This window comes from Chromohalobacter israelensis DSM 3043, from assembly GCF_000055785.1.
GTDB lineage: Bacteria > Pseudomonadota > Gammaproteobacteria > Pseudomonadales > Halomonadaceae > Chromohalobacter > Chromohalobacter israelensis.
In genome coordinates, this window is sequence record NC_007963.1 from 391,398 (window position 1) to 410,435 (window position 19,038).

A 19,038-nucleotide genomic window follows, 5' to 3' on the forward strand; every position below is an offset into this window, starting at 1 on the left:
CAGAATCACTATCTGCGCCGTCGTTTGGGCGAAAGCATTCGCACGCGGGCTCTAGAACGAGGCGTCTTTTCTATCTCGCTCGGCGACGGCGCCGCGTTGTGCGTGGTGCTGCGCGATGAGGGCTCGGCTGGCGAGGTGATCCAGGCGAATACCGGCAAGGAGAGGCGCCAGTAGATGGCGCTGAGACGCAGCGCCAGGATCACCAGGATAGGCAGCGCGATAGTGACGTAGGGGTGGATAGGGTGCGTGTACAGGGTGACGTATGCCGTGGCGCCTGCGATGGAGGCAGTCGCATAGATTTCCTGGCGCAGCACCATGGGGACCCGCCGTGCGAGGACATCGCGCAGCATGCCGCCTGCGACACCGGTGAGGAGTCCCATCAAGACAGCGACGGTACCTCCATGGCCCAGCGCCAATGCCTTGTGAGCGCCGATGATGGTGAAGATGGCGAGCCCGAAGGCATCGAGTACGGGCAGGACGATGCGCGATAACCGGTGAATGTAATGAAAGCCGATGATCGATGACACGACGGTGATGATGATCACCCATAGATAGGTGGGGTCGGTGACCCAGAACACCGGGCGAATGCCCAGTAACAGATCGCGCAGGGTACCGCCGCCGATGCCTGTCATCGCGGCCAGCACCAGCATGCCGAACGGATCCATCCTCGAGCGGCAGGCAATGATCACGCCCGACAGCGCGAAGACGATCACGCCCGCCAGGTCCAGCCAGTAAATCCATCCTGCCACTGCGACGCTCCTTGGCTACTTTGCCAGCTACCGCTTGAGCGGAAATACAAAACGAACGTCATTGTAGGCTCAAGTGCCCGGATACGTCGCGCGCTCCGGCCCGTCTTTCCCCGGTCGCCAAGCGGCTGGCGCACCAGGGATACCTACGATATCGTATGTAAAGGGCCGGGTGTGCGTGCCTGCAAGTGGCGGGCGGTCAGCCGGTGGTCATGCAATGAATCCAGGGAGTCGGTCGACATGCAGGCAGGATATCGATACGCGGCGTTGGCCGTGGCGTTACCGATGCTGGTGGTGGCAACGCCCAGCCAGGCGCAGGACAGCGGCTGGCAAGGGAGTCTGGGGGCGGGGGCGATCCATGCTCCCGATTATCTGGGAAGCGATGACTACGAAACGTCCTTATGGCCGTCGGTCGACCTGACCTATGGCGATAGCCTGTATATCAACGCGCGCGATGGCGTGGGCTGGAACGTCATCAATCGGGATGGCTGGCGGGTATCGCCGTTTCTCGGTTACACCTTCGGACGCGACAACGACGATGACCTGCATCGTCTCGATGAAGTCGACGGCGGAGTCACGGCGGGCCTGCGGGCCGAATACACCGAGGGCCATTGGCAGTACAGCGCGGCCGTGGAAACGCCGCTGAGCGGTGACGTGGATGGCTACCATGTCAGCGCCAAGGCGCACTGGCGCTCGCGCTTGACCCAGCGGCTCTCCGTTTCGCTGGGCCCGAACGTCGCCTATGGAAGCGACGCCTGGACCGAGGACATGTTCGGCATTTCCGCGCGGGAGAGCCGGCGTTCCGGGCTGGATGCGTACTCGCCGAGCGAGGGCTATTTCCGCTTCGGTGCCGATGCCAGTGCCAGTTATTATCTCACGCGGACGTGGTCCGTCACGGGCCTGGTCGGCGTGTCGCGCCTGACCGGCGACGCCAAGGACAGTCCCATCGTCGACGAGATCGGTGATGCGACCCAGGCCTACGTGGGCGGATTCATCAACTACAACTTCTAGGCACGGTTCAGTCGGTATCGTCCAGCAGGCAGTTGGCAGAAAGTGCCTGACGTCGGGAGCGCTCCAGGTGTAGAAATTAGACCAAGGTGTAATGTCTGGATATCCACCGACACAGGCACGTTATCCATGACGATTTCGACTGCGCGACCGACTCTGCTCAAGCGTTTTGGCAAGCATGCAGGCCGTGTGCTGGGAATGATGACCGAGAGCGCCTATCGCGGCTTTCAGGCACGCACGTCCAGCGCCTATATCTGAAGGGCCCGGCTCAGCAGAGCCCCGGTCGCGGCATGGCCGGGCCTTGCCCATGACGTGACATCGCGGTCGCCGAACAAAAAAGCGCCCCCGCCCATATCGGGCGGGGGCGCTTGCGTTGGGTGCGTTCACGCTCCGCTTATTCGGCGATGTAGACCGTGCGCACGTTGAGGAAGGCGCCGAAGCCGTATTCGCTCTGCTCGCGACCGTAACCGCTTTCCTTGACGCCACCGAACGGAAGCTCGGCAAAGGGCGTGGTGGGGCGATTGACGAAGCTCATGCCGACCTCGAGGCGACGCGCGACCTGTTCGGCGCGCTTCACGTCCTGGCCGACCACGGTTCCGCCCAGGCCGTAGCGGCAGTTGTTGGCCAGCTCGATGGCGTGCTCGGCGTCATCGGCGACGATGACCGACGCTACCGGACCGAACAGCTCCTCGTCGAAGGCCGGGTTGCCGGGCGCGACGTTGGTCAGCACCGTGGGCGCATACCAGGCGCCGGGGCGGTCGAGCACCTCGCCGCCGGTCTCGAGCTGCGCACCGTGCTTGATCGCCCGCTGCACCTGGTCGTGCAGGTCGTCGCGCAGGTCCTTGCGCGACATGGGGCCGATTTCGGTGTCGCCGTCCATGGGATCACCGATACGCATCTTCTGCACGCGGTCGATGAGCTTTTCGGTGAAGCGCTCCAGCATCGGGCGTTCCACGATCAGGCGCTTGGATGCCGCGCAGCTTTGCCCGGTATTGTCGAAGCGGCCGTTCACGGCCAGCTCCACCGCCTTGTCGACGTCGGCATCGTCAAGCACGATCAGCGGGTCGATACCGCCGAGCTCGAGCACGCTGGGCTTGATGGCCTCGCCGGCGATCTTGGCCACGGCACGGCCGGCATCTTCACTGCCGGTGAGCGTGACGCCGCATACCAGCGGGTCGTGGATGATGCCCTCGACCTTGTCGGAGCCGATCGGCAGCCAGGTGAAGGTCCCTTCCTTGAAGCCCGCATCGTGAAACAGCTTGGTGATGAACTTGGCGCAGCCCGGGACGTTGGAGGCATGCTTGAGCAGGCAGACGTTGCCACCCGCCAGGTTGGGCGCAGCGAAGCGTACCACCTGATAGAGCGGGTAGTTCCACGGCATCACGCCGAGCACGGCGCCCATCGGGTCGTGAACGATTTCGGCCTTTTGAGCGCCTTCCACCTGACGTGGCTGGGGTTTGAGCAGGGATTCCAGATTGTCGGCGTAGAAGCGGACGATGGCCGAGGAAATCTGTGTCTCGGCAATCCCCTGATGGAAGGGCTTGCCCATCTCGTGGGCGATGATCTCGGCCATTTCGCGCTGATGCTGGTCGATCAAGTCGGCCAGTGCCGTCAGCCGGCGCTGGCGGTCTGCCACCGGCAAATGGCGGAATTCGGCATAGCCCTCGCGGGCCTGATTCATCTTTTCGGCCAATCCGGCGTCGTCGAGCATCTCGTGCTCGCCGAGTACCTGATCATTGGCGGGGTTGACGGCGGTGAGAGTCTTGCGGCTCATGTCATCCTCCTTAACGGGGTCGTCGGTGACGAGTCTTCCTGAGGTAGCCGTTCCTGCTGGCCTCATACCCTTTCTTGCGATGACCGCGGCGAGAATCAAGGGGGCGCCGCAACCCATCGAGTCGCGGCGCCCCTGAGCGAGTGCCGAGCCCGGCACACCGGATGGCGACACGACCGTCCGAGTCATGTCGCCGGGCGGGTCAATCGAGCAAGGCGAGCGCCGTGTCGACCACGTTCTCGACGGTGAAGCCGAAGTGGCGGAACAGGTCCTCGGCCTTGCCCGACTCGCCATAGCCGGACATGCCGATGATGCGTCCCTGTGGCCCCACATACTTGCGCCAATAGTCCGGATGCGAGGCTTCGATGGCGAGGCGGCGCGTGACCGCGGCCGGCAGCACCGTTTCCTGGTAGTCGGCGCTTTGCGCATCGAACTCGCTGGTGCAGGGCATCGAGACGACACGCACGCGACGCCCCTGACCGCCGAGTTCGGCGGCCGCTTCCATGGCCAGGCCGACTTCCGAGCCGGTAGCGATGAGGATCAGCTCGGGCGTGCCCTCGCAATCGTAGAGCACGTAGCCGCCACGTTCGACATGGGCGAGTTGGGCGACATCGCGCTGCTGACCGGGAAGCGACTGACGCGAGAACACCAGGGCCGTGGGACCGGTCTGGCGCTTGAGTGCGGCGAGCCATGCCACGGCGGTCTCGGTCGCGTCGCAGGGCCGCCAGGTGGCCAGGTTCGGCGTGATGCGCAAGGCGTTGAGCTGCTCGATGGGCTGGTGAGTGGGGCCGTCCTCGCCCAGGCCGATCGAGTCGTGGGTATAGACGAAGATCACCTGCCGCCGGGCGAGGGCCGCCATGCGCACGGCGTTGTGCATGTATTCCATGAACGTCAGGAAGGTGGCTCCGTAGGGAATGAAGCCGCCATGCATGCTGATGCCGTTCATGATGGCGCCCATGGCGAACTCGCGGACCCCGTAATGCAGGTAGTTGCCGTCGGGCGCCTGGGCCGAGATGGCGCGAGCGCCATCCCAGATCGTCAGGTTGGAAGGTGCGAGATCGGCGCTGCCGCCCAGCAGTTCCGGCAGGCGTGGTCCCAGGTGGTTGAGCACGCCGAGCGAGGCCTTGCGTGATGCCAGCGTATCGCAGGCGTGCTGGGCGTTCTCGATCAGAGCGCTGCCGCCCAGGTCGCCCGGCAGCTCGCCGCGCCAGCGGCGTTCGAGCGCTTCGGCCAGCTCCGGATAGGCCTCGGCGTATTGCGCGAATCGCTGCCGCCATTGCGCTTCCGCGCCGCGGCCGGCTTCGGCGGCGTTCCAGCCCGCATAGACCTCCTCGGGGACGTGGAACGGCGGATGTGGCCATCCAAGGTGCTGGCGTGCGGCGGCGACTTCCTCTTCTCCCAGGGCCGCGCCATGACAGGCCTCGGTGCCTTGCTTGCTGGGTGCACCGAAGCCGATGACCGTCTTGCAGATGATCAGGGTGGGGCGCTGCGTGTCCCGCCTGGCGGCAATGATGGCGTCTTCGATGGCGGCGGGATCGTGGCCGTCCACATCGGCGATCACCTGCCAGCCGTAGGCCTCGAAGCGCTTGGCGGTGTCGTCGCTGAACCATCCCGCGACCTCGCCGTCGATGGAGATGCCATTGTCGTCGTAGAACACCGTCAGCTTGCCGAGGCCCTGGGTGCCGGCCAGCGAGCATGCCTCGTGGCTGATGCCTTCCATCAGGCAGCCGTCGCCGACGAAACACCAGGTGCGGTGATCGACGATGTCGTGGCCGGGACGATTGTATTGCGCGGCCAGGGTGCGTTCGGCGAGTGCCATGCCCACGGCGTTGGCCAGCCCCTGACCCAGCGGTCCGGTAGTGGTCTCGACGCCCGGGGTGTAGCCCAGTTCCGGATGCCCGGGCGTGCGCGAGTGGAGCTGGCGGAAGGCCTTGAGGTCCTCGATGGCCAGATCGTAGCCACTGAGATGCAACAACGAATACAGCAGCATCGAACCGTGGCCGTTGGAGAGCACGAAGCGGTCACGGTCGGGCCAGGTCGGGTTGTCGGGGTTGTGCTTGAGATGGTCGCACCACAGTACCTGGGCGATATCGGCCATGCCCATCGGGGCGCCCGGGTGGCCGGAATTGGCGGCCTGCACGGCATCCATCGAAAGGGCGCGAATGGCATTGGCCAGCGTGAAGCGGGAAGGCATCGTGATCTCCTCCGTGAGCGGGTTCAGCCGGTCAGACGATCGGCAATGAGGTCCTCGAGACAAGCCTGGTCGTCGGCGAAACGTCGAATGCCTTCGGCCAGCTTGTCGATGGCCATGGGGTCTTGATTGTGTCGCCAGCGAAAAGTGCTTTCGTCGAGTGCTGGCGCAGGCCGGGCCGGTGGTCGACGAAAACGGACCTGGGCATCGATGCCGCCCTCGCGCGCGTCGAGCGTCTCCAGCAGGGCCGGAGAAATCGTCAAGCGAGGGCAGCCCGCGAGCGCCAGGACTTGCTCGGGCGTACGGAAACTGGCGCCCATGACCACGGTGTCGTATCCGCCTCGGTCGGCACGCTCGCATACCTGGCGCACGAACTGGACCCCGGGATCGTCGTCGGGACCGAAAGTCTGTCCGGTTTCCTTCTGGTACCAGTCGGTGACACGCCCCACGAAGGGCGAGACCAGAAACACGCCGGCGTCGAAGCAGGCCTGCGCCTGCGCTTCACTGAAGAGTAGCGTCAGATTGCACTGAATTCCTTCGCCTTCGAGCACTTCGGCGGCACGGATGCCTTCCCAGGTCGAGGCAAGCTTGATCAGGACGCGGTCGCGGCCGACCCCCAGGGCATCGTAGCGCTCCACCAGTTCGTGGGCCTTGCGGATGCTGGCCTGGGTGTCGAACGAGTACTTGGCGGCGACCTCGGTGGAGACTCGCCCGGGAATGCGTTGCGCGATTTCACTGCCGATGCCCACCGAGAGCCGGTCGACGATGCGTTCCAGCTGGTCGGCGTCATGCCGACCTTCGCGGCGCGCTTCGTCGAGCACCTCGTCGATCAGAGGCTGATAGTCAGGCAATTCGAATGCCTTGAGGATCAGCGAAGGATTGGTGGTGGCGTCGACGGGCCGATAGCGCTCGATGGCGGCGGGATCGCCGGTGTCGGCGACCACCAGGGATTGCGCCTTGAGTGAGTCGAGTTGTGAAACCATGATGAGCTCCGCCGCTGGATGCGGGCGATGGCGCCCACGACGGCAGAACAGCGCCGTGGGCCGGGAAATGGAAAGAGGTGCGAACGGCTGTGATCGGCGGTCAGGCGGCGGCCTTTTCCAGGCGACGCTCGGTGCTGTCGGCCAAGCGGGTCAGCAGCAGACAGCAGGAGACCGCGCCGGCATCCAGGTGCCCGCGCGAGCGTTCCCCAAGGCGTGCGGCGCGGCCGATCTTGGCTTCCAGCTCGAGGGTCGAGTCGCAACCACGTTGCGCGCCGTGGCGCAGCGCCTGCAGTGCCTGGGGGAAATCCTCCCCGGCATCCAGAGCATGGCGGTAGCCGTCGATGGCGGGTACCAGGGTGTCGAGCAGGCACTTGTCGCCCACGCTGGCGTCACTGATCTGCTCGAGCGACTGGCGCCCCTCGGCCAGCATGTCACCGAAGTCCTTGGCGTCGATGGCGTCCTTGTCCTTGACCGCCTTGGCCATGCCCATGAAGAGACTGCCGTATAGCGGCCCCATGGACCCGCCGATCGAGCCCATCAGGGTCGTGGCGAGCGTGCCCAGCGCCTTGGAAAGCGACAGCGACTGACCGGCGATCGATTCGCCGCAGAGCCGGAACCCCTTGGCCATGTTGATGCCATGGTCGCCGTCGCCGATCGCACCGTCGACTTCGCTGAGATAGTTGCGGTTCTCGACGATGACCTCGACCAGCTCCTCGAGAATTTCCTTGCCGTGGGTCGCATCCAGAAATTGCATGTGGGTCTCCCTTGATAGCGGTCAACGCTGCGTGATGGCGAGCGAACGCGCCGGGGCATCCAGCAGCGGTTTGAGTTCATCGTCGAGCTTCATCAGCGTGAGCGTGGCGCCCATCATTTCCAGCGAGGTGAAATAGTTGCCGATATCGGTGCGGTAAACCTTCACCCCGGCGGCCTCCAGCCGGTCGGCGACATGGGCGTAGAGCAGGTTGAGCTCCATCACCGGCGTGGCGCCGAGCCCGGAGACCAGTACCGCGACCTCGCTGCCGGCGAAGTCCTGGTCGGCGAGCACGGGATCGCACATGGCCGAGGCAATGGCGTCGGCGCTGGTCAGCGGCGCGACTTCGATGCCCGGTTCGCCGTGATGGCCGATCCCGAGTTCCATGTGCCCGGGCTCGATGGAGAAGTTGGGCTTGCCGTTGGCGGGAATGGTGCAGCTGCTCAACCCCACGCCGATGCTCGAGCAGGCGTCGACGGCTTTCTGCGCGAGCCGTATCACCTCGTCGAGGCTATCGCCGCGCGCCGCCGCCGCGCCGCCGATTTTCCACATCATGACCTCGCCGGCGACGCCGCGACGTTTGTCACGCTGCGTGGCCGGGGCCGAGGCAACGTCGTCACGGGCGATCACCGTCTTGACGTCGATGTCCTCCAGCTCGGCCATTTGCCTGGCCATCTTCACATTCATGTTGTCGCCGGCGTAGTTGCCATACAGGCAGGCGACGCCCTGGCCGCGGTTCGCGACACGAAAGGCCTCGAGAAAGGCATCCGCGGTGGGAGAGGAAAAGATTTCGCCGACGGCCACCGCATCGCACAGCCCGTCGCCCACATACCCCAAGAACGCCGGCTCGTGCCCCGAGCCACCGCCGGTCACGACGCCGACCTTGTCGCCGGTGTGGCCAGCGTACTTGAGAACACGCGGGTGGTCGGTGGGAGCGAGTAACGTCGGGGAGGCGCGCAAGTAACCCTTGAGCGCATCGTCCACGACATTGTCGGGGTCATTGATGATGCGTTGCATGGCGTATTCCTCTTGTTCGTTGTGGCCTTTGTTGTGGCTGTTGCGGCCGTCGGCGCCGGGCCGGGCTTCGACGGGCTGGCGGTCACGTCATGGATAGGACTGTATAGAATGATCTTTAACTGATCAGATGTTTAGGCTTGTGGCCTGAGCCTGTCAAGCCGCGTCGGCGCTCAGGTTGTGAGACTTTGGTCGTGCCATATGCGAGAAATGTGTTTTTGTCCGCATAAGATATTGATTTTTTGTTTGTTATTCCGGATCTGCGCTTTTTCGTGCAGGACGTTGTCATGGCGCCAAGGCTGACAGAGGTCACGATATAATTTTACAAATGTTCGTTAGGTGATATTTTGAACATGTCGTGATCGATTCAAGCGGATGATCGATCGCAGGTGGGAGGATTCGTTAGGGAGACGAGACATGTCAGATTCACGCACGGCCAGTCATACGGCCCCGATGCGCGTTGCCCTGGGGGGCGACGAGGCCGCCTACGAGCTCAAGGCGTTGCTGATCGAGCACGTTCGAGCGCTGGGGCATGAGGCGGTGGACTTCGGCACCTATGATGCCGAGCCGGTGCTGTACCCGGATGTGGCGGTCAAGGTGGCGCGTGCCATCGAGGCGGGAGAGGTCGAACGTGGGGTGCTGGTGTGTGGTACCGGCATCGGGGTGGCGATTTCGGCCAACAAGGTGCGTGGTATTCGTGCCGCCCAGGCGCACGATACCTATTCGGCCGCCAAGGCGCGCTCGAGCAACGATGCGCAGATCGTGACGCTGGGCGCTCGTGTGGTGGGCCCTGAACTGGCCAAGACCATCGTCACGACGTTCCTGGCGACCGAGTTCGCCGGCGGTGGCTCGCGCGAGAAAGTGGCGCGCATCCTGGCCTACGAGCGCGAAACCTTTCGTGACCCGCCGCGCGTCTGATCGCCGAGAGCACGCTTGTTCGCTGTGGTATCTTGTGCGCATCGTTCGAGCGGATCGCGTGAGGAGCAGTCATGAGTGAGCGTGCCGAGAGCGCCGATGTTGCGCTGATGACCGAAATTGCCACGTTGTATTACGTGGAGGGGGAGACCCAGGAGGCCATCGCCAACCGGCTGGGCATTTCGCGCGTCAAGGCCGGGCGCCTGTTGAAGCGCGCGCATGCCGAGGGCATCGTCGACGTACGCGTGCGCCAGCACCCGGCGGTGAGCGCCGAGCTCGAACAGGCGCTGATCCGGCGTTTCGGCATCAAGCGGGCGTTGATCGCGCTCGATCACGCCGATCCGGATACCCAGCGTTCCGGTGTGGCCAGCCTGGTGGCGGATCATCTCTCTCGTTCGCTGCACGACGGTTCGATCGTGGCGGTGGGCATGGGACGCAATGTAGGGGCCGTGGCCGATAACGTGTTCGAACAGGGGGAGCGCAAATGCTCGTTCGTTTGCGCGATCGGCGGATCCCTGCGCGCCGGGGAGTACATGAATCCCGATCATATCTGTCGCCGACTGGCGATGAAGTACGGCGGGGAAAGCGAGACGCTGTATGCGCCGGCGCTCGTGCAGAATCCGGCGCTGCGCGACTCGATGTATGAAAACCCCACCGTGCGCCAGACCCTGGACCGCGCGCGGCGGGCGGATGTCGCCTTGATCGGCGTGGGCGACCTCAGCGAGGACAGCAACATGGTGCGCATGGGCTGGTTCACGCCGCAGGAAATCGCCGAGGCACGCCTGTCGGGCACGGTGGGCGACATGATGGGGTATGACTTCATCGACATGCATGGCCGCCCCTCGGAAACGCCGATGCAGGGGCGGGTCATCGGCCTGACCATAACCGATCTGGCGCGAATTCCCGATGTCGTGGCCATCGCCAGCGAGAATACCAAGGCGGCGGGGATTCTCGGCGCCCTGCGTACGGGCGTCATCGATACCTTGGCCACTAGCGTCACCAACGCTCACACCATCCTGCGCCTGGACGAGGCGACGACTTCTCAGGCGTCTTGAGGCATTCGTCGCATGACAGGGAGAGGGTTTGATCACATGAACATGAATTTGTTCATGTGATCGTCTTTGCTATGGGTAATCATGGCGCCAGATCATGGATCATTTTTACTGCCTTTTCTTTTTTCCTTTTTATTTTCAGTTACTTGTACGGCAATCCTAAAGTATAAGACGAAAACCTCGCCGAGTTCATTGACCTGGCTATACTGAAAAGCGTTAATTCATTTGAGCAACACAAGATCAAATGATACAGAACACGCAAGCTCAGTGGAGGCCGTCATGAACGATACGCTCACCCCGTCCCCCGATATCCCGCAGACGATGCGCGCGATCGTCGCGTATGCGCCGGAGGACTATCGTCTCGAAGAAGTCGCGGTACCCGAGATTGGCGAAAAGGAGATTCTGATCAAGGTCGAGGCCTGCGGGATCTGCGCCGGTGATCTCAAGGCGTACGAGGGGGCGCCGAGCTTCTGGGGCGACGAGACGCAGCCGCCGTACATCAAGGCGCCCATGATCCCGGGCCACGAGTTCGTCGGCCATGTCGTCAAGCTGGGGCCTGGCGTCAAGGGATTCGACATCGGCGACCGCGTGATCTCCGAGCAGATCGTGCCGTGCTGGGACTGCCGTTTCTGCCATCGCGGCCAGTACTGGATGTGCGAAAAGCATGACGTCTACGGCTTCCAGAACAACGTCAACGGCGGCATGGCCGAGTACATGAAGTTTCCCCGAGAGGCCATCAACCACAAGCTGCCGGAAAACGTTCCGGTGGAGAACATCGTGCTGACCGAGCCGTTCTCCTGCTCGATGCATGCGGTGGAGCGGGCACAGATTCAACTGGGCGACGTGGTGGTCCTCTCCGGCGCCGGCACCCTGGGGCTGGGAATGATCGGTCCCGCCAAGAAGTCCGGCCCTGCCAAGCTGGTGGTGCTGGATCTGCACGGCGAGCGCCTGGAGCTGGCCCGCAAGTTCGGGGCCGATGTGGTGCTCAACCCCAGCGAGGAAGACGTGGTCCAGATCGTCAAGGACATGACCGACGGCTATGGCTGCGACATCTACATCGAGGCCACCGGCGCGCCCAAGTCCGTGGAGCAGGGGTTGGCGATGCTGCGCAAGCTGGGACGTTTCGTGGAGTTCAGCGTGTTCAAGGATCCGGTCACCGTGGACTGGAGCATCATCAGCGATCGCAAGGAACTGGACGTGCTCGGTGCGCACCTGGGGCCGTACTGCTATCCGCACGTGATCGAGGGCATCGAGAGCGGCGATTTCCCCACCGACGGGGTGGTGACCCACAAGCTGCCGCTGGAGGATTTCCACAAGGGCATCGAGCTGATGAGGCACGACAGCAGCGCGCTCAAGGTCATCCTCGTGCCCGGCGCCTGATGTCAGAGCCCGGGCGCCGGGACCTGCATCCCTTTTGACCATTCACCAACGAGACCTCAGGGGCGCGCACCATGAATACACGTACCGCCGCCATGTCCGCCAAGCCATCGCGCAAGGGGCGCGGCAGCATCCTGATGGCAGGTGCCGTGGTGGTTCTGCTTGCCGTCATGGCATGGGATACCAAGGTCATGCCGATCGAGGCGGATGCCGAGGGCGAAGGCTCGAAGCTGGCGCAATTCGCCGAGGAGACGTTCCCGGAGATTCGTGACGATGTCGAGGCGCGTGCCGTCGGCGTCGGCGAGCTGGCGAGTGCTCTCGACGAGGATCGCAGTGCTGCCGGCGAGCGGTACGGCGTGCCGGCGGGCATCGGGCCCATCATTCCGGTGACCGTCTCCGGCGTCGTGGGTGAGGGCAGTTCGGGGACCTATGTCATCGAAACCGACGCGGCGCCGGGCGATCTGACGATTCGCGTTCAGACGGGGCCCGCCATCAATGGCACGGTCTTGCGCGATGCCACGGGCGAGATCGAGTTCGGGCAATTCAAGAACCAGATCGAATATCAGAACGCCGGCGCGGCGCTGAACGATGCCATGAAGGCCCAGGTGCTGGCGGGGCTGGACCGGGAAGCACTCGAGGGGAAAAACGTCACCGTGACGGGCGTTTTCCAGTTGATCAATCCCGCTAACTGGCTCATCACGCCGGTTGCGTTTGACGTTCAATGAGCCGGGGTGAGCGATGAACGAACGAGCCGCATCTCAGGACGAACGCGTCGGAAGGGTAATCCTGTCGGCACGCAATGTTGCCAAGTCCTTCGGTAATGTTCAGGCGCTGAAGCACGTCGATTTCGACATCCACTACGGGCAGGTCACCACGCTCTTCGGCGAAAACGGAGCGGGCAAGTCGACCCTGATGAAAATCCTCTCGGGGGTCATCAGGCCGTCGTCCGGAGACATTCTGCTCGAGGGCGAGCCGGTCAGCTTCTCCTCGACCACGGACGCGCAGCGCCTGGGGGTGTCGATCATTCACCAGGAGCTGAGCCTGGCACCCAACCTGAGCGTTCGCGACAACATCTTCATGGGGCGCGAGCTGCGCGGTGCCACGGGGATCGATTATGCGGAGGAGGAGCGTCAGGCGCGACGCTTGATGGAGGAACTGGACGAACCCATCGATCCGCTGACGCTGGTGGAGGATCTGCGCCTCGGGCAGCAGCAGATCGTCGAAATCGCCCGCGCGCTGTCCGTGAATTCACGCATTCTGATCATGGACGAACCGACCTCGGCATTGAGCGCCTCCGAGGTCGAGGTGCTGTTTCGGGTCATCCGCGATCTCAAGAGCCGGGGCGTCTCCATCGTCTACATTTCCCACCATCTCGAAGAAGCGCTGCTCATTACCGATCACGCCGTGGTGTTGCGCGATGGGGCGATGACGGCCTATGCCCGCCGCGAGGACATCGACCTGGAATGGATCGTGCGCAACATGGTGGGTGAAAACTTCGATCTGGGCTCGCCGCCGGGCGGTTATGCCATGGGCGAGGTCATGCTTTCCCTCGAGGGCGTGTCGGTGCCCGACGCCACCGTGCCCGGACGCCACGTGGTCGACGACCTGTCGCTGGCGGTGCGCGCCGGGGAGATCGTGTGCATTTACGGGCTGATGGGGGCGGGACGCACGGAACTGCTGGAAAGCGTCGCCGGGCGTGGCGAGATGAGCGCGGGGCGTGTGTGTCTGCACGGCGAGGACATTTCGCGGCTGAGTATCGCGGAGCGCATCGCCAAGGGACTGGTGCTGGTACCCGAGGATCGGCAGCGCGATGGTCTGGTGCAGACGATGTCGGTGGGCGAGAACCTGTCGCTCGCCAGCATCGGGGCCTTTACCAAGGGGTTGGTGACGTCGCGTCGTCGCGAACGCCATGTCGTCGAGGCCTCGATCGAGAACGTGCATATCAAGGCCGATGGTGCGGAAGCGGCCATCGGCTCCTTGTCCGGCGGGAACCAGCAGAAGGTCGTGATCGGCAAGATGCTGGCGACCCGGCCCCAGGTGGTGCTGCTCGACGAGCCGAGCCGGGGGATCGACATCGGTGCCAAGGCCGAAGTGTTCAAGTTGCTCAGCGAGGGCGCCGCTCGGGAAGGGCTGGCCGTGGTGTTTTCGACCTCGGAGGTCGGTGAATGCCTGAGCATTGCACACCGCATCGTGGTGATGAGCCGCGGTCGCATCGCGGCGGAGTTCGGTGCCGATGCCAGCAAGGAAGACATCATGGCGGCCTCGGGCGAAGCCGTGGTCGCTTGATCCATTCATGTCGCGGAGTTCCCAACAATGTCCAATATGAACCAAACCGCTTCCAGCTCGCGTTCGCAAGGCGGCGGACGTCGTTTCGACGTGGCGCGCATGCTGCTGGAGGGGCGCGCTTTCTTCGCCTTGATCGCGATCATCGTCATCTTCTCGTTGCTGTCGCCTGTCTACTTTTCGACCAGCAACTTTCTGACCATGTCGTCGCACGTCGCCATCTTCGGGTTGCTGTCGCTGGGGATGTTGCTGGTGATCTTGACGGGGGGCATCGATCTGTCCGTGGGGTCCACGCTTGGCCTGGCGGGCGTGTTCGCGGGATTTCTGATGCAGGGCGTCTCGTTCGAAGCCTTTGGCGTGGTGGTGTATCCGCCCGTTTGGGTGGTGGTCGTGCTGACGTGTGGCCTGGGGGCCCTGGTCGGAGCGATCAACGGCGTTCTCATCGCCTATTTCAAGGTGCCGGCGTTCGTGGCGACCTTGGGGCTCTTGTACGTGGCCCGTGGCGTTGCGCTGCTGATGACCGATGGCTTGACCTACAACAACCTCGGTGGAAGCGAGGCGCTGGGCAATACCGGGTTCGATTGGCTGGGGTTCAATCGGCTGTTCGGCATCCCGGTCGGCGTGCTGATCCTGGCGGCCGTGGCGATCGCCTGCCTGTTGCTGCTGTCGCGCACGCCGTTCGGGCGCTGGGTGTATTCCACCGGCGGCAACGCGCGGGCCGCCGAGCTTTCCGGGGTGCCGGTCAAGCGCGTGCAGGTCTCGGTGTATGTGCTGTCCGGTATCTGCGCGGCGATCGCCGGCCTGGTGCTGTCCTCGCAGTTGACCTCGGCGGGGCCGACGGCCGGCACGACCTATGAGCTCACCGCGATCGCGGGGGTGGTCATCGGTGGCGCGGCACTCACCGGTGGTCGCGGCAACGTGCGCGGCACCCTGCTGGGCGCCTTCGTGATCGGGTTTCTCTCCGACGGGCTGGTGATCATCGGGGTCTCGTCGTACTGGCAGACCGTGTTCACCGGGGCCGTCATCATTCTCGCGGTTCTGCTCAACAGCATTCAGTACAGCGGTCGGAAGAACAGCAAGCCCGCTTCCGATGGCAAGCCGACTTCACCGCAACCGGAAGGCGCCAGCGAGCGCTCGCCGGCCACGGGAAGCACTACCGGCAAAGCCGGTGCACAATCATAAGAGTAAAGGTGGTCCACTATGTTCATGAAAGGAAAACGCCTGCTTATCGCGGCTCTGGCCGTGGGTGTTCCGCTTCTGGCGAGCGGTGCCTCGGCGCAGGATAAAGGGCTGATGTCGATTATCGTCAACGATACGTCGAACCCTTACTGGTTCACCGAAGGCAAGATTGCCGAAGAGACGGCCGAGAAGCTGGGCTATGAAGCCGACGTGAGCTCCCACAAGGGGGACACCAATACCGAGAGCCGGCAGATCGACACGGCCATCACCAACCAGGCCGAGGCGATCATCCTCGACCCGGCCAATGCCGACGGTTCCATCGGCGCGGTACGCAAGGCCGTGGAAGCGGGCATCCCGGTCTTCATCATCAACGCGGAAATCAACCAGCAAGGGCTGGCCGAGGCGCAGCTCGTGTCGAACAACGCACAGGGCGCCGCGCTGGGGGCACAGCAGTGGATCAAGAGCGTGGGCGACTCGGCACGCTACGTCGAGCTCAAGGGCGCGCCGTCGGACAACAATGCCGCCACGCGCTCCAACGGTTATGAAACCGTGCTCAGCCAGTATCCCGGTCTCGAAAAGGTGGGTTCCGACGTGGCCAACTGGGATCGGACCCAAGGGTTCAACAAGACGCAGAGCATGTTGCAGGCCAACCCGGACATCGATGGCGTGATCAGCGGCAACGATGAAATGGCGCTGGGGGCGATCTCGGCGTTGAAAGAGGCCGGCAAGCTCGACGATGTGGTCGTGGGCGGTTTCGATGGCTCGCCCGATGCGGTCGAAGCCGTGAAGGCCGGCGAGATGGACTATACCGTGCTGCAGCCGGTGGCCATCTTCTCGGAGATGGCGGTCCGCATGGCCGACAAGTACGTCACCACCGGCGAGACCGGGGTGGACGGCGAGAAGCAGCTGTTCGATTGCTTCCTCATCACCTCGGACAATGTCGACGACTACACCGACCCGTTCGTCCTCGAGCAGTAAGTCCCGCCCGGGGCCTGGCTCGAGCCGAGCCAGGCCCCGCTCCCGCCTAACAAGTCCCGAGAGCGCCATCCGGCGCTCTCGGTGTCGTCATGCAGCCACCGTTTACGCGACCTTCGGGTTCAGCTCGCCGCTTGCGTAGCGTTCGAACATGCGCTCGAGCCCTGAGGAGTTCGCAGGCACCAGCAACAGGAAGGTGTCCACGGTGAATATACCGGTCAAATAAATGAGGAAACGCTCAATCCGTAGTAGGCGCGAGCCAGGGCTGCTGTGATTGGCGTTATTGTTCGTAGCTGACCTGCCCCCGGGGCCTGACCTCACGGCGACTGCTCTGAGACAGAGCAGCGGCTGGCGTCCTGACCCGGTCCGCCGATAGCCTGGATTCAGTCCATTCATCGTATCTTTTGTTGCGTGTTCGACGGCGAGTTCTTGTGTGCCAGTCTTTGTGCGAGGCGAATTTTATTACCGCGCTAAAGAAATTTTGATTTTATTTGGTTTAGAAACAATGAAAAGTCTTGTTCTGCGCCTATTTTTTAAGACGTTTGTCTTATATGAGATATATTGCTATTTGAATATGCCTCATCTAGCTTCAGCGTCAGGGAGTCAATTCATATGATCAATTAGCCATAACAATACGACAAGGAGTGGCTCATGGATGTATCGTCCAGCGCGTTGGCCCGAGAAGAGTCGGTCCCGGAAAAATCCTCGTTTCTGTATCGGGGGATGCGCCTGCCTTTTTTACTCATCGTCATCTGCTTTGCCGCCTGGGGGTTGGCGGGCAACCTGACGGATCCGCTAGTCTCCGTTTTCGGCTCGGTCTTCTCGATGAGCGCTCTGCAGGCCTCGCTGGTTCAGTTTGCATATTACGGCGCCTATTTCGCTCTGGCGGTCCCGGCGGCCTGGATCAATTCGCATCTCGGTTACAAGGGCGGCGTGTTGATCGGGCTGCTGCTGGCGGCCACCGGGGGGATTCTGTTCTTGCCCGCTTCGCAGATGATGACCTACTCCATGTTCCTGGTGGCACTGTTCACCCTGGCAGCGGGACTGTCGATCCTGGAGACGTCCGCCAATCCCTACGTGATGGCGATGGGGCCGCGCCATAACGCCACTCGGCGGTTGAATTTCGCCCAATCCTTCAATCCAGTGGGATCCAATCTGGGTGTGCTGCTGGCCGCCATTTTCATTCTTCCTAATGTCAATCCGGCAACCGCCGAGCAGCGTGCCTCACTGACGCAAGAGGCATTGGCCGAAATGCAATCGGCGGAATTGCAGGCGGTCATGGGCCCCTACCTCACGCTTGCTCTGGTCTACGTGGTGATCGCGATCGCCATCGCGATGGTCAGGGTGCCGCGGTACGAGCCTCTGCTGGCGGATCGCAAGCGCGACGGAAACATGCAGCCGGGCAGTCGCCTGGGACGGTTGGTGCGCAATCGTCGCTATGCCTTCGGAGTCGTGGCCCAGTTCTTCAACGTAGCCGCCCAGACGTGCACCTGGACGTTCACCATCCATTACGTGATCCAGACGCTGGGTGTCAGCGACAGCGTGGCCGGGTATTGGCTACAAGCCTCACTACTGGTCTTTCTAGTCTCGCGCTTCGTCATGGTGGGCGTCATGGGACGGGTGGATCCCCGCAAGCTGATGACGTGGATGTGTGTAATCGGTGTCGTGCTGTCGCTGGTGGCGGTGTTGAGCGGGAACCTGCTCGGTGCGGTGGCCGTCGTGTCGCTGAGTGCATGCATCTCGCTGCTCTTTCCGACCATCTACGGCATCTCGCTCGAGGGGCTGGGGCAAGACACCAAGTACGGCGCCGCCGGGCTGGTGATGGCGATCGTCGGTGGTGCGCTTATGCCGTTGGTTCAGGGGTGGGTGATCGATATCACCTCGGCACGCATCAGCTATGTGGTGGTGGCGCTGTGTTTCGCGGTGATCGCGGCCTTCGGCGTCTATGTACAGAAGCATCCGCGCGTGGGAGAGGCCAGTGACGGCGACCTCGCCTAAGACGCATTGCCTGAGGCGTCCCGCAGTACCACGGCGACTTGGGAGAGGTGTGACTGCATGGCGGCATGGGCATCCCGGGGGTCGCCGGCAATCACGGCATTGAGGATGGCTTGATGCTCCTGGTGGGTGATGGCGAGACGGCCGCTGCGATGAATGGACTGCCACAGCCGCATCCGCAGGGTGGGGCGTGAGAGCGCCTCGAGCAGCGCGATCAGCACGGAGTTGCGGGAGATGCGCGCCAGGGTGAGGTGGAATGTCAGGTCGGCGGCCATGGCGGATTCGTGATCGAGTGCGCGGATGGCCGGCTCGGCGTCGTCGAGGATGGCCTGCAGACGCTCGATGTCCTCGTCGGTGCGACGCATCGCCGCCACGGCGGCAGCTTCGACCTCCAGGGCCTGGCGTACGCCGTGCAGGTCTCGGGACGACTTCCCCGCCTGGATGCCGGCCCAGAACTCCAAGGGCTTCAGCAGCAGCCCCGGGTCGAGCGAAGTGACGGTGGTGCCTGAACCCTGGCGGGTCTCGAGGATACCCATGGCGACCAGAGCCCTGACGCCTTCGCGAAGCGAGCTGCGCGAGACGCCAAAGCGGGTGGCGAGGATCGACTCGACGGGAAGCCGGTCGCCCGAGGAGATCTCGCCGGAGACGATCATCTCCTGGATGCCCTGAATGACCACTTCGTGTTGGGAGGGGCGGCGCTGATCGCTGTCGGACGGCGAAAGGGGCGGCATGCAATGGGTCTCCGGCTCGGGGTCGCGGGTAACCATTCTATCGGAATTGTCGCTGGCACCTTAATAC

17 protein-coding genes are annotated in these 19,038 nt (G+C 63.4%); 10 read left to right on the forward strand and 7 right to left on the reverse strand.

What is annotated here, in order from left to right:
• Positions 1-8: 8 nt before the first annotated feature.
• Positions 9-749 carry a trimeric intracellular cation channel family protein gene (locus CSAL_RS01755; protein ID WP_011505658.1) on the reverse strand — a complete coding sequence of 247 codons (741 nt, stop codon included), beginning with the start codon at positions 747-749 and terminating at the stop codon, positions 9-11.
• A gap of 237 nt (positions 750-986) precedes the next feature.
• Here CSAL_RS01755 and CSAL_RS01760 point away from each other — a divergent pair, with 237 nt between their 5' ends.
• Together CSAL_RS01760 and CSAL_RS17765 are read left to right on the forward strand one after the other, a co-directional pair.
• Positions 987-1,757 carry a MipA/OmpV family protein gene (locus tag CSAL_RS01760; protein ID WP_011505659.1) on the forward strand — a complete coding sequence of 257 codons (771 nt, stop codon included), beginning with the start codon at positions 987-989 and terminating at the stop codon, positions 1,755-1,757.
• Positions 1,758-1,883: 126 nt separating this feature from the next.
• Entirely contained in the window at positions 1,884-2,012 is a 129-nt protein-coding gene (locus tag CSAL_RS17765) for a hypothetical protein (RefSeq protein WP_256985256.1), read from the forward strand.
• A gap of 136 nt (positions 2,013-2,148) precedes the next feature.
• On the opposite strand, the gene CSAL_RS01765 is transcribed toward CSAL_RS17765, so the two are convergent.
• The 5 genes from CSAL_RS01765 to CSAL_RS01785 all read right to left on the reverse strand — a co-directional run bounded on the left by CSAL_RS01765 (position 2,149) and on the right by CSAL_RS01785 (position 8,467).
• Positions 2,149-3,528: an NAD-dependent succinate-semialdehyde dehydrogenase gene (locus tag CSAL_RS01765; RefSeq protein ID WP_011505660.1), complete on the reverse strand. Its 1,380-nt coding sequence runs from the start codon at positions 3,526-3,528 to the stop codon at positions 2,149-2,151.
• Between the two features lie 199 nt (positions 3,529-3,727).
• Complete coding sequence (tkt, locus tag CSAL_RS01770) at positions 3,728-5,719, reverse strand: transketolase (protein ID WP_011505661.1); 1,992 nt, start codon at positions 5,717-5,719, stop codon at positions 3,728-3,730.
• Between the two features lie 23 nt (positions 5,720-5,742).
• On the reverse strand, positions 5,743-6,699 hold the full coding sequence (gene tal / locus CSAL_RS01775; RefSeq protein WP_011505662.1) for a transaldolase: 957 nt from the start codon (positions 6,697-6,699) through the stop codon (positions 5,743-5,745).
• A gap of 100 nt (positions 6,700-6,799) precedes the next feature.
• Entirely contained in the window at positions 6,800-7,453 is a 654-nt protein-coding gene (gene dhaL, locus CSAL_RS01780; RefSeq protein ID WP_011505663.1) for a dihydroxyacetone kinase subunit DhaL, read from the reverse strand.
• 21 nt (positions 7,454-7,474) lie between these two features.
• Entirely contained in the window at positions 7,475-8,467 is a 993-nt protein-coding gene (locus CSAL_RS01785) for a dihydroxyacetone kinase subunit DhaK (RefSeq protein ID WP_011505664.1), read from the reverse strand.
• 414 nt (positions 8,468-8,881) lie between these two features.
• Here CSAL_RS01785 and CSAL_RS01790 point away from each other — a divergent pair, with 414 nt between their 5' ends.
• The 8 genes from CSAL_RS01790 to fucP all read left to right on the forward strand — a co-directional run bounded on the left by CSAL_RS01790 (position 8,882) and on the right by fucP (position 18,243).
• Positions 8,882-9,382, forward strand: a complete 501-nt coding sequence (locus CSAL_RS01790) for an RpiB/LacA/LacB family sugar-phosphate isomerase (RefSeq protein WP_011505665.1) — start codon at positions 8,882-8,884, stop codon at positions 9,380-9,382.
• A 71-nt stretch (positions 9,383-9,453) separates the two neighbouring features.
• Positions 9,454-10,434 carry a sugar-binding transcriptional regulator gene (locus tag CSAL_RS01795; RefSeq protein ID WP_011505666.1) on the forward strand — a complete coding sequence of 327 codons (981 nt, stop codon included), beginning with the start codon at positions 9,454-9,456 and terminating at the stop codon, positions 10,432-10,434.
• A gap of 276 nt (positions 10,435-10,710) precedes the next feature.
• Positions 10,711-11,811 (forward strand): erythritol/L-threitol dehydrogenase, encoded by a 1,101-nt coding sequence (locus tag CSAL_RS01800; RefSeq protein WP_011505667.1) that lies wholly within the window; start codon positions 10,711-10,713, stop codon positions 11,809-11,811.
• Between the two features lie 71 nt (positions 11,812-11,882).
• Positions 11,883-12,533 carry a DUF2291 family protein gene (locus CSAL_RS01805; RefSeq protein WP_011505668.1) on the forward strand — a complete coding sequence of 217 codons (651 nt, stop codon included), beginning with the start codon at positions 11,883-11,885 and terminating at the stop codon, positions 12,531-12,533.
• Positions 12,534-12,546: 13 nt separating this feature from the next.
• Complete coding sequence (locus tag CSAL_RS01810; RefSeq protein WP_011505669.1) at positions 12,547-14,094, forward strand: sugar ABC transporter ATP-binding protein; 1,548 nt, start codon at positions 12,547-12,549, stop codon at positions 14,092-14,094.
• 27 nt (positions 14,095-14,121) lie between these two features.
• Positions 14,122-15,273, forward strand: coding sequence for an ABC transporter permease (locus CSAL_RS01815; protein ID WP_011505670.1), 1,152 nt, complete (start codon positions 14,122-14,124; stop codon positions 15,271-15,273).
• A 24-nt stretch (positions 15,274-15,297) separates the two neighbouring features.
• Positions 15,298-16,248, forward strand: coding sequence for a D-ribose ABC transporter substrate-binding protein (locus CSAL_RS01820; protein ID WP_244846461.1), 951 nt, complete (start codon positions 15,298-15,300; stop codon positions 16,246-16,248).
• A 648-nt stretch (positions 16,249-16,896) separates the two neighbouring features.
• Complete coding sequence (fucP, locus tag CSAL_RS01825; RefSeq protein ID WP_011505672.1) at positions 16,897-18,243, forward strand: L-fucose:H+ symporter permease; 1,347 nt, start codon at positions 16,897-16,899, stop codon at positions 18,241-18,243.
• Here fucP and CSAL_RS01830 read toward each other — a convergent pair.
• Positions 18,240-18,971, reverse strand: coding sequence for a FadR/GntR family transcriptional regulator (locus CSAL_RS01830; RefSeq protein WP_011505673.1), 732 nt, complete (start codon positions 18,969-18,971; stop codon positions 18,240-18,242). The two genes, fucP and CSAL_RS01830, sit on opposite strands and share 4 nt — an antisense overlap.
• Positions 18,972-19,038: the final 67 nt, after the last annotated feature.

Excerpts from the sequence above, each read along its gene's own strand:
- CSAL_RS01760 (WP_011505659.1), top strand. The coding sequence starts at position 987 with ATGCAGGCAGGATATCGATACGCGGCGTTGGCCGTGGCGTTACCGATG.
- CSAL_RS17765 (WP_256985256.1), top strand. The coding sequence starts at position 1,884 with ATGACGATTTCGACTGCGCGACCGACTCTGCTCAAGCGTTTTGGCAAG.
- CSAL_RS01765 (WP_011505660.1), bottom strand. The coding sequence starts at position 3,528 with ATGAGCCGCAAGACTCTCACCGCCGTCAACCCCGCCAATGATCAGGTA.
- tkt (WP_011505661.1), bottom strand. The coding sequence starts at position 5,719 with ATGCCTTCCCGCTTCACGCTGGCCAATGCCATTCGCGCCCTTTCGATG.
- tal (WP_011505662.1), bottom strand. The coding sequence starts at position 6,699 with ATGGTTTCACAACTCGACTCACTCAAGGCGCAATCCCTGGTGGTCGCC.
- dhaL (WP_011505663.1), bottom strand. The coding sequence starts at position 7,453 with ATGCAATTTCTGGATGCGACCCACGGCAAGGAAATTCTCGAGGAGCTG.
- CSAL_RS01785 (WP_011505664.1), bottom strand. The coding sequence starts at position 8,467 with ATGCAACGCATCATCAATGACCCCGACAATGTCGTGGACGATGCGCTC.
- CSAL_RS01790 (WP_011505665.1), top strand. The coding sequence starts at position 8,882 with ATGTCAGATTCACGCACGGCCAGTCATACGGCCCCGATGCGCGTTGCC.
- CSAL_RS01795 (WP_011505666.1), top strand. The coding sequence starts at position 9,454 with ATGAGTGAGCGTGCCGAGAGCGCCGATGTTGCGCTGATGACCGAAATT.
- CSAL_RS01800 (WP_011505667.1), top strand. The coding sequence starts at position 10,711 with ATGAACGATACGCTCACCCCGTCCCCCGATATCCCGCAGACGATGCGC.
- CSAL_RS01805 (WP_011505668.1), top strand. The coding sequence starts at position 11,883 with ATGAATACACGTACCGCCGCCATGTCCGCCAAGCCATCGCGCAAGGGG.
- CSAL_RS01810 (WP_011505669.1), top strand. The coding sequence starts at position 12,547 with ATGAACGAACGAGCCGCATCTCAGGACGAACGCGTCGGAAGGGTAATC.
- CSAL_RS01815 (WP_011505670.1), top strand. The coding sequence starts at position 14,122 with ATGTCCAATATGAACCAAACCGCTTCCAGCTCGCGTTCGCAAGGCGGC.
- CSAL_RS01820 (WP_244846461.1), top strand. The coding sequence starts at position 15,298 with ATGAAAGGAAAACGCCTGCTTATCGCGGCTCTGGCCGTGGGTGTTCCG.
- fucP (WP_011505672.1), top strand. The coding sequence starts at position 16,897 with ATGGATGTATCGTCCAGCGCGTTGGCCCGAGAAGAGTCGGTCCCGGAA.
- CSAL_RS01830 (WP_011505673.1), bottom strand. The coding sequence starts at position 18,971 with ATGCCGCCCCTTTCGCCGTCCGACAGCGATCAGCGCCGCCCCTCCCAA.